The organism is Spirosoma jeollabukense, assembly GCF_054777855.1.
This window is the reverse complement of record NZ_BAAHAD010000003.1, coordinates 306,850-322,081: the sequence shown is the minus strand read 5'-3', so window position 1 is coordinate 322,081 and position 15,232 is coordinate 306,850. Positions and strand designations below refer to the sequence as shown.

Sequence of the window (15,232 nt, the reverse complement as noted above, 5' to 3'; positions counted from 1 at the left end):
GTGATGAAGCAAACGGTGGGTCCGTAAGCCAATGATTGCCACAAAAGTACGTCAAACCGGGCAGAGCGATATTACCAAATTGTTAAGACACGTAGCATGTCTTTCCGGCTACGTTACTTTTTCCCTGCTAATTGCCCGCAGGCAGCATCAATATCTTTACCGCGACTCCGACGAACATTCACGATTACGCCTTTGCTATTTAGAAAATCAGCGAATTTATCCAGTGTTTTAGGATCTGTATTTTTGAAATTAGCTTCCGCTATGGGGTTGTATTCAATGATATTTACCTTGGCAGGAACACGTTTGGTAAATTTCCAGAGTTCCTGCGCATCCTGCAACGTATCGTTAAAATTGTAGAAGAGAATGTACTCGAACGTGATACGCGTGCCTGTTTTCTTATAAAAATAGCTCAGTGCATCGCCCAGCACCTCCAACGTATTGCTTTCGTTGATAGGCATAATCTGGTCCCGCTTCAGGTCATTGGCTGCGTGAAGCGACAGGGCCAGATTGAACTTCACGTCGTCGTCACCAAGTTGTCGGATCATCTTGGCAATACCCGCGGTCGAAACCGTAATACGCTTCGGCGACATGCCCAGGCCATCCGGCGAGGTGATGCGATCAACCGATTCCAGTACGTTTTTGTAGTTTAGCAACGGCTCACCCATCCCCATATAGACAATGTTCGAGAGCGGTACGTCGTAATGCTCTTTCGCCTGCCGGTCGATGACTACTACCTGGTCGTAGATCTCAGCCGCATCGAGGTTTCGTTTTCGATCCATGTAGCCCGTTGCGCAGAATTTACACGTCAACGAACAGCCTACCTGGCTCGATACACAGGCGGTCATACGGTCTGACGGTCCGTCGCCACGGTCATCATTGCGAAGGGCCGGAATCAGGACACCTTCCACTAAATTCCCATCAAACAAACGGAACGACGATTTAATAGTACCATCGCTGCTACGTTGCTGCTGATCAACGGTCAGCGGTCGAATTTCGAAGTGTGTGTTCAGCAAGTCACGGGTCGACAGCGACAGGTTCGTCATTTGTTCAAACGACTGCGCTGATTTCTTCCAGAGCCATTCATGGACCTGTTTAGCTCGAAACCCCTGTTCGTTATGCTGTGTAAACCAGTCTTTTAATTGCGGAGCCGAAAATTTTCGGATATCTTGTTTCATTGATTCACTCAATAAGTTCTGCCCGCCATTTCTTCCCGGTTTCTAAACCTTTGGGTACCCAGACAGCCGCTTTGTCCATTACTTTCGGCGCAATTGGCCGTACGTAGGGGTACAAAAAGGCACTTTCAGTTTGGCGAGGGGGCATTTTGACGCCCATATAGCTTAACAACCAAAGGATAACACTAATTCCAAAGACCCACGTAAAAACGCCCACCGTCGCACCAGCCACACTGTCGAACGTACCAAGGACGGAATATTTCAACGACCGGCGCATAGCCAGTCCCATCTGGTTGATCATAAACACCGTGGGGAAGAAAATCACCGAAAAGCCAAGCCAAGGCAGCAGTTTTCGAGCCAGTTCACGGCTGATGTAGGGGCTAAGCAAGTCAATTCCGAAGGCCAGAAACTTGAATCCGACGATCATAGCCACGACAAAAGCAATGACCGCAACGATCTCTACCAGAAGGCCTTTTCGGTACCCGTTGAAAGCCCCCCAGGCGAGGGGAATAAGCATTAATATGTCGAGAGTATTCATTCGTACCTACGGGCTAAAGCCCGTTTCTGACAGTAATTAATCCGGGCTAAAGCCCGTAGGTACGTTTATTGTAACAAGGTCTTCGCCATTGCCGAAATGGCTTTACCATCCGTCTGGCCAGCAAGTTCTTTCGTCGCTACGCCCATCAGCTTACCAATATCTGAGGGGACGGATGCGCCAATACGTGTCATAATGGCCTGCAATTTCACCTTCAACTCATCTTCCGAGAGTTGTTTGGGTAGAAACTGTTCAATAACGGCGATTTCTGCTTCTTCAACTTCTAATAAATCCGGACGATTTTGCTGACGGTAGATATCAGCCGAATCTTTGCGTTGCTTCACGGCTTTGGTCAAAATCCGGGTTTCGTCTTCTGGTTTTAGTTCGCCAGACTGGCCTTCTTTGGTTTCTTCAAGCAAAATCATGGACTTCACCGCCCGCAGGGCCCGAAGTTTCGTCTGATCTTTAGCCAGCATAGCCTGCTTGATATCAGCGTCAATTTGTTGTTTTAAAGACATAATTATAAAAGCAAAAGAGTGAATGAGCGAAAGAGCGACTAATTAGCCGTGAACCTTCATACTTTTGACAAAGTTACGAAACCAATGAGCCTAATCACCCTCTCGCTCATTCACTCTTTCGCTCTTTAAAAAAGATGACTCGTTTAAGTGTTAATATTAATAAAATTGCTACTATTCGAAATGCGCGTGGTGGCAATAACCCCAATCTGGTAAAAGTTGCGCTCGATTGCGAACGGTTTGGCGCCCAGGGTATCACGGTTCATCCTCGCCCCGACGAACGGCACATTCGTTATCAGGACGTACTGGATTTGAAGGAAGTGGTAACGACTGAGTTCAACATCGAAGGAAATCCCGACGAGCGGTTTATTGAGTTGGTGAAACGGGTTCGGCCTGAGCAGGTTACCCTTGTGCCCGACGCCCCCGACGCCATTACGTCCAATGCCGGTTGGGACACGATTCGTCATGCCGACCATCTGCGCTACTTAATTGATACGTTCAAAGCCGATGGCATCCGGGTATCCATTTTCGTGGACGCCGACGAACGCATGGTTGAAGGCGCTAAAGCCGTTGGTACCGACCGGATTGAGCTATATACCGAACCGTATGCCACGCATTACGCCGACGACCGGGAAGTTGCGGTTACCCCTTTCGTACGCGCGGCCATACGCGCCAATCAACTCGGCTTAGGGTTAAACGCCGGTCACGATTTGAGCCTGGAAAACCTGCAGTTTTTTAACCAGCGAATTCCTGGCCTGCAGGAAGTTTCCATTGGCCACGCGCTCATCAGTGATGCACTTTACTTTGGCTTAGAGAATACGATTCAAATGTATTTGCGCTGTTTGAACCAGGATTTAAATGATTAATCTGATTTTGCTTTCAGAGGAAGCAATGTATTGAAATCATAGTTTGTCATTTTAATCATAAAAATCCCGGTTCAGACAGTGGTTCATCAGTTATCCGTCCAAGAATTTCTTATCAAAGCGGAAACCCTGCCCGTCATTGACGTTCGGTCGCCGGGCGAGTATGACCATGCCCATATTCCCGGCGCAGTGAGCATCCCCCTGTTCAACAATGAAGAGCGGGCGCAGGTTGGCACCAAATACAAAAACGCGGGGAAAGATGCTGCCGTAATTCTGGGGCTTGAACTGGTTGGGCCAAAACTGGCCGGATTTGCCAAGCAGTCAAAAAAGCTTAATCCGCAAAGCAGGGAAGTACTGGTACACTGCTGGCGGGGGGGCATGCGCAGTGGCTCATTTGCCTGGTTGTTAGACACTGCCGGCCTAACGGCTTCGACACTTATTGGCGGCTACAAAGCGTATCGAAACGCAGTTTTGGCGGCCTTCACAGAACCTCGTAATCTTATTATTCTTGGAGGAAAGACGGGTAGCGGCAAAACAGACATTCTGAAAGAATTAGCTCAATTAGGCGAACAAGTTATCGATCTGGAAGCGCTGGCTCATCACAAAGGTTCGTCTTACGGTGGAATCGGGCAACTCCATCAACCTGCAACGGAGCAGTATGAAAATCAATTATTTGCTGCGTGGCGGAGATTGGATCGGGGTCGACGGATCTGGATTGAAGACGAAAGCCGCAATGTTGGCTCGTGTTTCATACCAATGGCTCTCTGGCAACAAATGCGAATAGCGCCGGTGGCCTTTGTCGACGTGCCCAAAGCGCTACGTATTCAGCGACTAGTCGCTGAATATGGTGGAATTGATCACCATTTATTGGTTGAAGCCACCGAACGAATTCGGAAGCGGCTCGGCGGGAAAGCGACTAAAGATGCGCTGGAGGCCCTCACGCATTATGATTATGCAACCGTGGCTGATCTTGCGCTGGATTATTATGACAAAGCTTACTTACACGGTCTTTCTCAACGCGATACGTCCAGCATTCATTCGGTTGACATTACAGAAGATAATCCAGTAAAAACAGCCCGGCAACTGATTGACTGGGCTGATACGTTGTAGATCATTTTTTCTTCGTCGCCTGCATCCGCCGAACCACTTCACGTTTCCGAAAACCTACGTGCCAGACCGCAAATGGTACGTCCTGTTTACCAAAACAGACTTCGCAAATTGGACTATCAGACGGAACGGCTGCGTTATATACAAATGACGTATCGTTGATTTTCTGGATGTTAGAGATAGGCGATAGTTTCTGTTTAGCGTTGTACAGATAAGCATCCAGAATTTCCCGCTCTTTCGGATCCAGCGCTTTGTTGCGTATATCATCCGGTCCGAGCAGGCGAATGTCGAGAACATATTGGCTGGCAATGGCTTTCGTTCGAGGTAGGTTTTGCAACTGACAGAGTTTGGTCCGTTCAGCAGGATCGGTTGTTTTCTGAAGTTGAGCCGTTAATTCTTTTTGAATTGTGGTGCTCACTTTCGCACCCAGATTGTCTACCGTCTGAATCAGGTCGGCGTTCGTAATTCGCTTGATTTTCGAATCAGCCATTTCTGCTTTCAACTCCTTGGTATATTTTACCCGCTCAGGATTACAGGCTGACAAAAAGCTGATTAATAGGCACAACAGTAGCCAGGAGCGTACCATAAACAGGAACTTAATAGGGTTGCGTTTCGTCATTTGTATAGCAAACGATACCGTTGATAGCTTGGTTGCACTTCAGTAAAACAAAGCCAGACTGACGGGATTTTCGTAATTTTGTTTTTTAGTATCTAAAAATGCTCTCCCTTGTCATTCAAACCGAATGGCAAAAATAGGTATAACTTATGCTTGACCAGTTAGAAGCCATCAGCGAACGCTTCAACGAAGTAGCTCAACAGATTGTGCAGCCCGAGGCCGTTTCCGATCAGAAACGGTTCATGAAGCTCAGCAAAGAATACAAAGATTTGGAAAAAATTGTCGTGCAGTATAAGGCCTATACGCAACTGCTCGAAGAGATTGACAATGCCAAACAGATCATTGCGACCGAAAAGGACGAAGATTTCCGCGAATTAGCCAAAGCCGAACTGGACGAACTGGTACCTCGTCGGGATGCGCAGGAAGAGCTCCTCAAGGAGATGCTGATGCCGAAAGATCCGAATGACAGTAAAAACGTCATTCTGGAAATTCGGGGCGGCACCGGGGGCGACGAAGCTGCCATTTTCGCGGGTGATATTTTCCGGATGTACCAACGCTTCTGCGAAAAAATGGGCTGGAAAATGTCGCTGGTTGACTTTACGGAAGGTACGTCTGGCGGCTATAAAGAAATTATCACCGAAGTTGAAGGTGACGATGTGTACGGCAAACTGAAGTTTGAATCGGGTGTTCATCGGGTTCAGCGTGTACCCGCTACCGAAACGCAGGGCCGTATTCATACCTCGGCAGCTAGCGTAGCCGTGCTTCCTGAAGCTGAAGAGGTCGATGTCGAGATTAATATGAACGACATTCGTAAAGATACATTCTGTTCATCAGGAGCTGGTGGTCAGTCGGTTAACACGACGTATTCGGCCGTTCGGTTAACGCACATTCCAACGGGTCTGGTCGTACAATGTCAGGATGAGCGCTCGCAGTTAAAAAACTTCGACAAAGCGTTGACCGTGCTACGTTCGCGGCTTTACGAAATCGAATTGCAGAAGCATAATGACGCCATTGCTTCGCAACGGAAAACGATGGTGGGCAGTGGCGACCGTTCAGACAAAATCAGGACGTATAACTATCCGCAAAGCCGCGTCACCGATCACCGGATTGGCCTGACTGTCTATAACCTCCCAGCTGTAATGGACGGTGGAATTGGTGAATTTATCGAGCAGCTCCGCATTGCCGAAAACGCCGAACGCTTGAAAGAAGGCGCATCTGTATAGCAACGTAGTAATACTTCCTGCCAGCTTTGGCAACGTGTCAAACGTTGCCAAAGCTGATCTGTAAATATTTAATTAGATGGCTCAGAACGGATGCATGTGGCAAAAAACAAAGTGGTTGGGAAGCCTGATGGCAATCTGGTTGCTGGTCGTTTTGCCCGCCCGTTCGGCCGAACTTGTATTGGAAAACGAGCGGCAGGCCGTTATCTTCAGTACACATCCCTGGTCTTCTGATAAGGGAAATTCCGATTACTCATCGGTTATTCACGCCCATGCGCCGATTGCCCTTGTTAGTCCACTGGCAGGTTTCTCATTTTTTTCCTCACCTGGCTTTCTGCCGCCCTTAGTTCCGGTTTTATATCGAGCCCTGATCCTAAACGTATCGGGCTACGCACACCGATCTTATTTTGTTTTTGGTTTTCTGCGGCCCATTTTCGAACACCAGATTGCCATTAATGCCCCCTGATGGGCTTATTCGTCGTATAGCCTGTTGGTATTTCTTCTTCCGAATTACGCCGGGCTGGTTTTTCTGTATCTGGCAATCACTAGTTCGTCGTTACTTAGTGGGAATGTTGGGTCAAGTTCGATAGGAAGTTCAGACTGCCAGTCATCAACATTACCACTGAAACAACCTCTGCTTTATTAACTTCTCTATCTATGTGGTCTTCTGTAGCCCGCGCTATTCTTGCTTATCGGGCATTCTGGTTGATTCTATTAGCCTTGTCGACCGGAGTAATGGCCTATATTGGCACCCGTATCCAGTTATCCTACCAAATCCAACGGGTACTTCCTCTCTCCGATTCTACCCAACAGCACTACGAAAGCTTTAAAAAGCGATTTGGTGCTGACGGTACGCTTATGGTGATCGGCTGGCAAAGCGACCGCTGGTTTGATCTGCCTGTTTATCAGGACTGGTACAAGCTGACGGAGCGGATGAAAAAAATGACCGGTGTCAAGCAGGTCTTATCGACCACCAGTCTTTATACACTCGAAAAACAGGGGACCGCCTGGGGCGTTAAGCCACTCATAAAACAGTATCCTCAAAGCCAGGTAGAAGTTGATAGCTTGAAAAAGCAGGTGTTGTCTCTGCCGTTTTATGAAGGACTGCTTTTTAACCAGAAAACAAAGGCAACGCTGATGGCGATTTCCTTTGATGAGAAGAAACTCAACTCGAAGGCCCGTATTGCCGTTGTCGATAGTATTCGTCGCTTTGGCCAAGCGTTTGCGGAGAAAAACAGCATTGAGCTTCATTATTCAGGGATGCCGTCCATCCGAACGGAGGTGATGAAGAAGGTGGGGGGCGAGATGAAGCTGTTCATGGCCCTGGCAGCTCTGGTTACAGGCCTGATGGTCTGGGTCTTGTTCAAATCAGGGCGCGTGGTCTGGATATCAATGCTCGTTGTGGCAATGGGCGTTGCCTTCACCCTGGGAACGTTGTCTCTTTTTGGCTATGAACTTACGTTGTTGACGGGTCTGCTACCTCCCCTACTCATTGTCATTGGCGTTCCAAACTGCGTTTTCATGGTCAATAAATACCATGAAGAACTGTCGCTACATGGCAACAAGCAGCAGGCACTTGACGTCATGATTCGTCAGATTGGCTTGTCTTCTTTGTTGGCAAACGTAACGACCGCCATTGGTTTTGGCGTATTTTACTTTACCAACAGCCGCCTACTGATGGAGTTTGGCGTTGTCGCTGCGATCTCGGTCATGGTTGTGTACGTCATTTGCTTGCTGATGGTACCGATTCTGTTGAGTTATCTGCCCGTTCCTAAAGAGGCAAAGCTCCAAACACTTCGGGGTGAGGGCTGGCGATCGCTTCTTAAGCGAATCGATTATCTGGTACACAACCGGCAGAAGCTGATTTATATAGCGATTGGCCTTGTCACGCTGGTGAGCGCCGTAGGTTTGACACTCATTCGGGTAGAAGGATACGTAGTAGATGATCTGCCGAAAAATGACCCGGTCTATACAGATCTTCGATTCATCGAAAAGCAATTCAAAGGAGCACTCCCTCTCGAAATCATGATCGACACGGGTCAGCCGAATGGCGTTTTTGCCGGAGCAGGCCGAGCGTTGTACAAAGTACGGGCGCTTGAGAAAATCATGGCTCAGTACCCGGAATTCTCTAAATCAAGTTCGCTGGTCGATGCCATTCGGTTTGCGTACCAGATTCACCGGGGTGGCGATCCGCGTTACTACGTATTACCCCCTGCGATGGAACTGAAAAAGCTGTCGGACAATGCCACCTTGATTGGTCCTAAATCACCAGGTAATACGCAGTCATCAATGGTAAATTCATTTCTGGATAGCACGCGGCAGGCTACACGGGTGAGCTATCAGATGGCTGATATTGGGTCAACCAAATTGAAAGCGGTGATGGCGAGCCTGCGGCCTCGGGTAGATTCGCTGTTTGCCGGTACGCCTTATAAAGTGAGCCTGACGGGACACAGCCTGGTTTTCCTGCAAAGCAACGACTACCTGCTGGACAACCTCTACGAAAGTCTCCTGATCGCCATTTTACTGATTGCGTTGGTCGGGATGATTCTTTTTCGATCAATTCCCATTATTCTGCTCTCTAAGCTGCCCTGTCTGATTCCTTTGGTGGTGACGGCGGGCATCATGGGGTTTGCGGGCATTCCCTTCAAACCCTCAACTATTTTGATTTTCAGCATTGCGTTTGGCCTGGCGTCCGATGGTACGGTCTATTTCCTGACTAGCTACCGACGGCAGCTTGAATTAGGCCTGGTTCCATCGGCTGCGATCACGGCCGCCATCAACGAAACGGGTATTAGCCTGATCTACACGGCTTTGATTCTGGCAGGCGGCTTCGGCGTCTTTGCCGCGTCGAGCTTCGGAGGAACAGCCGCCCTGGGTGTGCTTGTCGCTACAACGGTATTGATGGCCTGCCTGACAAATCTTGTTCTGTTGCCTGCTTTATTGCTGACACTTAAACGATATCGTGTTTAACGCATCATCATTATGCATTATGACCTCTCAACTTACACTGACTTCTACGTCCCAATCCTGGGCCCGCTGGTTGAAAGACTTGGGGTTTCTGTGTGCGGGCGTACTATGTGCGGGTATGGGCCTGAAAGGGTTTTTATTACCCAATAATTTTCTGGATGGGGGCGCCATGGGTATTTCGCTGCTCATCGAAATTACGACCGGCGTTGATCTGGCGGTGCTGATTATTTTAGTAAACATCCCATTCATCTGGATGGGCTATAAACAAATGTCCCTCAGCTTTGCCATTCGTACCATTATTGCTATCGGCTTGTTAGCGCTCTGCCTCGTACTTGTGCCCTACCCAATGGTCACGAACGACAAACTGCTGATTTCGGTTTTTGGCGGTTTCTTTCTGGGCGCGGGCATTGGATTAGCAATGCGGGGCGGAGGTGTTCTGGACGGCACGGAGGTACTGGCCATCTGGATTAGCCGACGTTCCCCACTAACGGTCGGCGACGTAATTATGCTGATCAACGTACTGATTTTTGGCTCCGCAGCCATACTGATAAATGTCGAAACCGCACTCTACGCTATGCTAACGTACCTGGCGGCTTCCAAAACGGTTGATTTTCTTATCCACGGTATTGAAGAATATACCGCCATCATTATCGTCTCTGATCATCATGAAGCCATTCGCCACATGATTACGGAAGAAATGGGCCGGGGTGTTACAGTCTTTAAGGGTGAAAAAGGATATGGAAAGCGTGGCCCTCGGGAGCAGGATACAAACATTCTTTACGCCGTTGTGACGCGCCTGGAATTAACTCGCCTGAAAGACAGAATAGATGTCATTGACGATAGGGCTTTTATTATCAATCACGGCATCGACGATGCGAAAGGCGGGATGATTAAAGGGCGGCCATTGCATTAGATCACCCAAATAGAACCCGGATGAGACTGATTAATCAGTCTCATCCGGGTTCTATTGCTTTCATTCTCTACTCTACTCCTTTCGCTTTCATCTGTAACGTATAGATGGACTCGGTTGCGGTTATGAATAATGTTTTTCGGTCTTTTCCACCAAAGCAAATATTACCAACCCAACGCGATGGTACCGGAATGTTGCCCATTTTTTTTCCAGTAGGGTCATAGACCGTTACACCCTTCCCACTCAGATAAAGATTACCCTGACTATCCAGCGTCATACCATCTGATCCCTGCGCGATGTGTAGCTGTCGATTGGCCAACGTACCATCGGGTTTGATTTCGTACTTATACGTTTTGTTCGCCCGAATATCCGCTACGTATAGATAGTTGCCGTCGGGCGTACCTACAATGCCGTTGGGCTGCATCAAATCACCGTCGACGAGAATGGCTTGTTTATGGCCTTTGGGTAAATAATAAACTTTTTGTCCGTCAATGTCGGGCTTTTTCCGCTCCCAGTAATCCCGTTGATAATAGGGGTCAGTGAAGTAAATGCCCCCCTTTGGATCAATCCATAGATCGTTAGGGCCATTCATGCGCTGGCCTTTATAATCGGTCATTAACACGGTGATTTTCTTATCAGGGCTAATAGACCATAACTCGTCTTTCTCATCGGCGCAGGAAACCAGATTACCTGCTTTATCGAAATATAGCCCATTGGAGCGCCCCGTTTTGTCCATATAAAGCGACAACGTACCGTCTGTGCCATACCTCCAGATTTTATCGTTAGGCTGATCGGTGAAATAGATCACGCCATTTTTGTCAACAGCCGGCCCTTCTGTAAATGCAAACTGGTCGGAAATTTTCTTGACTATAGCACCCGGCGCCACAACAGCAACTGAATCGCTCAATCCCTGCCCAAATCCACTCCATGAAATGGATAGGAAGGTTATGACTAGGAGCTCAGTTCCCTTATACTTTTTCATTATTACTGATTTTGAGTAAATAGTTTACGTAGCACTTGCTCTTCTATAAAACTGAGCAAAATATACGTAGCTACAAAGACAGCTTTGAATCAATGCTACTGAACTAAGTAGCGACTTTGGGTTACCAAAAAGGGCTGCTACTCTCCTAAAGGACAAATACCCTACCAGATAACTTCATCAACCAATAATCTACCGGCTACTCAACCACATGACCCTCATCGCTGACATTAGTCGTGAGGTCATCATCGTGCCCATCTGTAGGCGAATACCCCGATTAAATGATCGTGCCATAAGATTCTCAGCATCTCTCACTACGTTATCAACGAACGGCTATTTAACTTCCAATTATGTATTTAGTACGAATAAAATTCTTATATTTATTGAATAATAAAAATATAATTTTAAATAAACGTGCTTTTATAGTGAAATAATAAGAATTACATAAATGATCGTCTGTTTTTTTAGACAGTTGGCATGTGAAGTCCTAGGCTTAAGTCAAGATCGTAATTGCTCATATCGTAACTCCTTTAACCAGCTTTATTAAATGACTTTTTCCAACGAAAGTATCCTGCTTGACCAAATCGCAACTGGAAACGAAAAAGCCTTCAACAAGCTACACGATTTTTATCGGCCTGGTATTTACCGGTTCATTTATAAGTTCATAAAATCCGCTGAACTTTCAAATGACATCTGCCAGGAAGTTTTCATGAAAATATGGGAGGATCGTTACGCAATTCAGGGAATCAATTCCTTCAAATCCTATCTTTTCACAATTACCAAAAACCACACATTTAATTTTCTTAAACGGGCTGCTGTTGAAGATCGCATAAAGGCTGAATTCTTAAGAAATTATTGTCTATCGACTAATTACACAGAAGAATTTCTCCTGGCAAAAGAATACCAACAGTTTCTACAGACTGTTCTGGACACATTACCCCCGCAAAGCCGCACCGTATTTAAATTGTGCCGACAACAGGATAAAAGTTACGAAGAAGCCGCTCAGATTCTGGGCGTATCTAACAATGCCATCAAGAAACACATGGTCAGATCAATGAAGGTGATCAAATGTGCCGTCAGAAAAGATATGGGAATTGCCTTCAGTTTATGTATGGAAGTAGCGGTTCAAACCGCTGATTTATTACTAGTGATATAAGGAGATATTCCTTCTTGATGAGTAAGCAAAAGCACTAAAAATCAGTCTGTTAATTTTCAGATACGTGTAATACTCTTCTTCAGAAAGCTAGTTTCTGAAGAAGAGTATTCGATTGATTTATATGGCATCCGACAAGCTGGTAAATGTGAAGTCGCGGGCTTTTACGGGCGGAATCATGTTGCCGTTCATGCGTATGGGTGTTCCCAGAGATTCTACATTATTCAACACAATAACTGCACTTTCATTAAAGCGGAAGTTTTTCACCGGAAATTTGATCTGTCCATTTTCGATGTAGAACGTACCATCGCGGGTCAATCCCGTTTGTAGCAACGTCTTCGGATCGACCATCCGAACGTACCAAAGACGGGTTACCAGAATGCCCCGCTCGGTGCTTTTTATCATCTCAGCCAGCGACTGGTTGCCTCCCTGCATAATAAATCCAGTCGGTGGCGGAATGGCCTTTACCCCTTTTTTGTCGGCCCAAAAGCGGGAATAACTCATATTTTTAACCACTCCCTTCTCGAACCAGGTCACTTTCTCCTGCGGCCGACCATCACCAACGCCCCCTCCACCCAGAAAGTTGATCGCAGCAAACCCTCTTCGGCCATCGCCAGAAAACGGCTCACTTGGCGCATCAGGATTCATTGGGTCGGAATAGATCGTGATACGTTCGTCAATCAGTTTTTCACCCAATCGGGTGCCGCCCCCTTTTTTGCTCAGAAAGCTTCGGCCTTCATCGGCCAGGCGGGTATCCATACCCGACATCATGCTCTGCAACAGCGTACTCATAGCCGTTGGCTCCAGAATGACGGTGTATTTACCGGGTTCAATCGCTCGGGCACTGGTCGACGCCATAGCTTTCTGCATGGCAATCTGGGTAGTGTCGGCGGCATTCAGTTTCGCTATGTCATTAAAGTCGCGGGTAACGTAGCCAGACCCTTTTGCGTCGGCCGTCCGAACCGTAACCGAGAAATCAACGGAAGTAGCTTTGTTGTAGCCAAACAACCCTTTGCTGTTAGCGATGGCGGAAAATCCGGTCGAATCCTGCAAAAAACCAGCCGCACTCAGGTTCTTTTCCATACACGGCGCCACGCTGTCGAAAGCGACCTGGGCGCGATATTCCGAGTCCATTTTGGCGGTATTTTCAGAATAAGTCGGCGTATCCAGGTATTTCTGTGGCCCAATCATGGGCATATATTCCGAATTTTCGGGGGCCAATCGGGCAATTTCCTCCGCGCGTCGAACCGTTCGTTCAATAGCCTGATCGCTGAATTCATTGACCGTCGCTGAACCCAGTCGTTTACCGATTCCAGCGCTAATCAACAGCGACATATTATCGAATTCGCCCCCGGAGGAAACGCTGTTAAGCGCATACCGGATATTACTGGTCCGGCCTCCGTTCAGGCTGACACTCATTTCATCGGCCTTGGAAAAGGATAAAACCTTATCCAGGATTTTCTTTGCTTCTTCTTGAGATACGATAGCCATGTCGTTGAGGGTTAAATTTTTCGTGACGTGTTCAGTACGTTTACGCCGTTGAAACGGGCCGTCGAGCTACCGTGCGAAACCGAATTGATCTGGGCGGGCTGTCCTTTCCCGTCGAAGAACGTTCCACCCAGGCGGAAGTCCCGTTCATCACACACTTTTACACACGAGTTCCAGAATTCCTGCGTATTGGATTGATAGGCGACATCCCGGAGCATACCGGCAATCTGGCCGTCTTTTATTTCGTAGAACAACTGACCACCAAACTGGAAATTGTAGCGTTGCTGATCAATCGAATACGACCCGTCTCCAATAATGTAAATGCCTTTCTTGACATCCTTGATCATCTCATCGACCGTAAGCCGTTCTTTTCCAGGCGCTAACGAAATATTTGCCATCCGCTGAAACTGAACCGTACTCCAGCTATCGGCGTAGCAACACCCCTGCGACTCCGTTTCACCCAGTATGTGTACCTGATCGCGGATGGCCTGATAATTGACCAGAATACCATCTTTAATAATATCCCACTTTTTGGTTTTGACGCCTTCGTCATCCCAGCCAACGTCGCCCAGCGAACCGGGTTGCGTTTTATCAGCGAAGAAGTTCACCTCTTTGCTACCATAATTGAACTTCTTCGACTGCCATTTGTCAATCGTCGCAAACGACGTACCGGCCAGATTCGCTTCGTAGCCCAATACCCGGTCCAGCTCTGTCGCGTGCCCCACCGACTCATGAATAGTCAGATAGGTGTGCGATGGGTCCAAGACCAGATCGTATTTACCCGCTTCCACCGTCTTGGCTTTCAACTTCAGCCGAGCCTGTTTAGCGGCTGCCGTCGCATCTTCGAGCATGTCGTAGCCTTTGTTGTATCGGGTGGTCACACCGGCCAGTCGGTCGGGAGGGGCGGTTTGCAGGTAGTCGTAGCTTCTACCCATCGGCGCACTCAGCGAATCCCGGGTTGCCATCAGGCCGCTCGCTTTATCAACAGCGGTGACGGTGAAATTTGGCCAGATCCGGTGAACATCCTGATCAATATACGAGCCATCGGTCGACGCGAAGTATTTCTGCTCATTGATCATAAACAGCACCGAATTGACAAAGTCAGCCCCGTTGGCCATCGCTGCGCCATTGACCGATAGCAGCAAATCGGTTTTCTCTTTGACCGGTATCTCAAATGAATGTTTCTGAACCGGCGTCTTCCAGGATACCTCACCAAAGCCCTTCTGGGGCGCTAGCTGTACTGGTTTTTTTAACAGTTTAGCATGGGCTTTGGCAAAAGCAACTGCTCTCTCGGCCGTTCTGGCTACGGCTTCTTCACTTTGAGTATCGCCAATGGCGGCAAATCCCCAGCAACCATTGGCAATAACGCGAACCCCTACACCGAATGACTCCGTATTGATGATGTTCTGCACTTTGTCTTCCCGCGTCATGACGTATTGATTCAGGTAGCGGCCAATGCGCACATCAGCATAAGTAGCCCCTTTAGACGTCGCAGCATTTAGCGCAGCATCGGCCAGACGTTTCTTAACGGAGACATCCAAGCCGGGCTCCATTAATTCTTCAGCCGTGATAGTACGGGAAAAGGCAGGCAGGGTGGGGAGTAAAATCCCGGCCGCCCCCAGGCTCATAAGTTGATTGAAGTCGCGACGATTCACTGTATTTTTCGTTAGGTGAATTAAAAGAGTGGTTTATCTTTCGGTAAGGAGT

14 protein-coding genes are annotated in these 15,232 nt (G+C 47.9%); 7 read left to right on the top strand and 7 right to left on the bottom strand.

Features of this window, described 5'->3' with window-relative positions:
• Positions 1-113: 113 nt before the first annotated feature.
• The 3 genes from rlmN to ACYVEA_RS15405 form a co-directional block, all read right to left on the bottom strand.
• On the bottom strand, positions 114-1,175 hold the full coding sequence (rlmN, locus tag ACYVEA_RS15415) for a dual-specificity RNA methyltransferase RlmN (RefSeq protein WP_461114336.1): 1,062 nt from the start codon (positions 1,173-1,175) through the stop codon (positions 114-116).
• 4 nt (positions 1,176-1,179) lie between these two features.
• Positions 1,180-1,710: a CvpA family protein gene (locus ACYVEA_RS15410; protein ID WP_461114335.1), complete on the bottom strand. Its 531-nt coding sequence runs from the start codon at positions 1,708-1,710 to the stop codon at positions 1,180-1,182.
• Between the two features lie 65 nt (positions 1,711-1,775).
• Positions 1,776-2,225, bottom strand: a complete 450-nt coding sequence (locus tag ACYVEA_RS15405; RefSeq protein ID WP_461114334.1) for a GatB/YqeY domain-containing protein — start codon at positions 2,223-2,225, stop codon at positions 1,776-1,778.
• A 134-nt stretch (positions 2,226-2,359) separates the two neighbouring features.
• Here ACYVEA_RS15405 and ACYVEA_RS15400 point away from each other — a divergent pair, with 134 nt between their 5' ends.
• Entirely contained in the window at positions 2,360-3,088 is a 729-nt protein-coding gene (locus ACYVEA_RS15400; protein WP_461114333.1) for a pyridoxine 5'-phosphate synthase, read from the top strand.
• Positions 3,089-3,166: 78 nt separating this feature from the next.
• On the top strand, positions 3,167-4,195 hold the full coding sequence (mnmH, locus tag ACYVEA_RS15395) for a tRNA 2-selenouridine(34) synthase MnmH (RefSeq protein WP_461114332.1): 1,029 nt from the start codon (positions 3,167-3,169) through the stop codon (positions 4,193-4,195).
• A 1-nt stretch (position 4,196) separates the two neighbouring features.
• On the opposite strand, the gene ACYVEA_RS15390 is transcribed toward mnmH, so the two are convergent.
• Positions 4,197-4,811, bottom strand: coding sequence for a hypothetical protein (locus ACYVEA_RS15390; protein ID WP_461114331.1), 615 nt, complete (start codon positions 4,809-4,811; stop codon positions 4,197-4,199).
• Between the two features lie 146 nt (positions 4,812-4,957).
• On the opposite strand from ACYVEA_RS15390, the gene prfA reads away from it, so the two are divergent.
• The 4 genes from prfA to ACYVEA_RS15370 all read left to right on the top strand — a co-directional run bounded on the left by prfA (position 4,958) and on the right by ACYVEA_RS15370 (position 9,908).
• Entirely contained in the window at positions 4,958-6,031 is a 1,074-nt protein-coding gene (gene prfA, locus ACYVEA_RS15385; RefSeq protein ID WP_461114330.1) for a peptide chain release factor 1, read from the top strand.
• 76 nt (positions 6,032-6,107) lie between these two features.
• The gene (locus tag ACYVEA_RS15380; protein ID WP_461114329.1) at positions 6,108-6,494 is read left to right on the top strand and encodes a hypothetical protein; all 387 of its coding nucleotides are present in this window, start codon (positions 6,108-6,110) and stop codon (positions 6,492-6,494) included.
• A gap of 191 nt (positions 6,495-6,685) precedes the next feature.
• Complete coding sequence (locus ACYVEA_RS15375) at positions 6,686-8,998, top strand: efflux RND transporter permease subunit (RefSeq protein WP_461114328.1); 2,313 nt, start codon at positions 6,686-6,688, stop codon at positions 8,996-8,998.
• Positions 8,999-9,017: 19 nt separating this feature from the next.
• Positions 9,018-9,908, top strand: coding sequence for a YitT family protein (locus ACYVEA_RS15370; protein WP_461114327.1), 891 nt, complete (start codon positions 9,018-9,020; stop codon positions 9,906-9,908).
• 67 nt (positions 9,909-9,975) lie between these two features.
• Here ACYVEA_RS15370 and ACYVEA_RS15365 read toward each other — a convergent pair whose 3' ends face one another.
• Positions 9,976-10,887, bottom strand: coding sequence for an SMP-30/gluconolactonase/LRE family protein (locus tag ACYVEA_RS15365; protein ID WP_461114326.1), 912 nt, complete (start codon positions 10,885-10,887; stop codon positions 9,976-9,978).
• 544 nt (positions 10,888-11,431) lie between these two features.
• Between ACYVEA_RS15365 and ACYVEA_RS15360 the strand changes: the two genes are divergently transcribed.
• The gene (locus tag ACYVEA_RS15360; protein WP_461114325.1) at positions 11,432-12,040 is read left to right on the top strand and encodes an RNA polymerase sigma factor; all 609 of its coding nucleotides are present in this window, start codon (positions 11,432-11,434) and stop codon (positions 12,038-12,040) included.
• 117 nt (positions 12,041-12,157) lie between these two features.
• Here the strand turns inward: ACYVEA_RS15360 and ACYVEA_RS15355 are convergent, their stop codons facing one another.
• Together ACYVEA_RS15355 and ACYVEA_RS15350 are read right to left on the bottom strand one after the other, a co-directional pair.
• Positions 12,158-13,528 carry a TldD/PmbA family protein gene (locus ACYVEA_RS15355; protein WP_461114324.1) on the bottom strand — a complete coding sequence of 457 codons (1,371 nt, stop codon included), beginning with the start codon at positions 13,526-13,528 and terminating at the stop codon, positions 12,158-12,160.
• A gap of 11 nt (positions 13,529-13,539) precedes the next feature.
• On the bottom strand, positions 13,540-15,180 hold the full coding sequence (locus tag ACYVEA_RS15350; protein ID WP_461114323.1) for a TldD/PmbA family protein: 1,641 nt from the start codon (positions 15,178-15,180) through the stop codon (positions 13,540-13,542).
• Positions 15,181-15,232 lie beyond the last annotated feature (52 nt).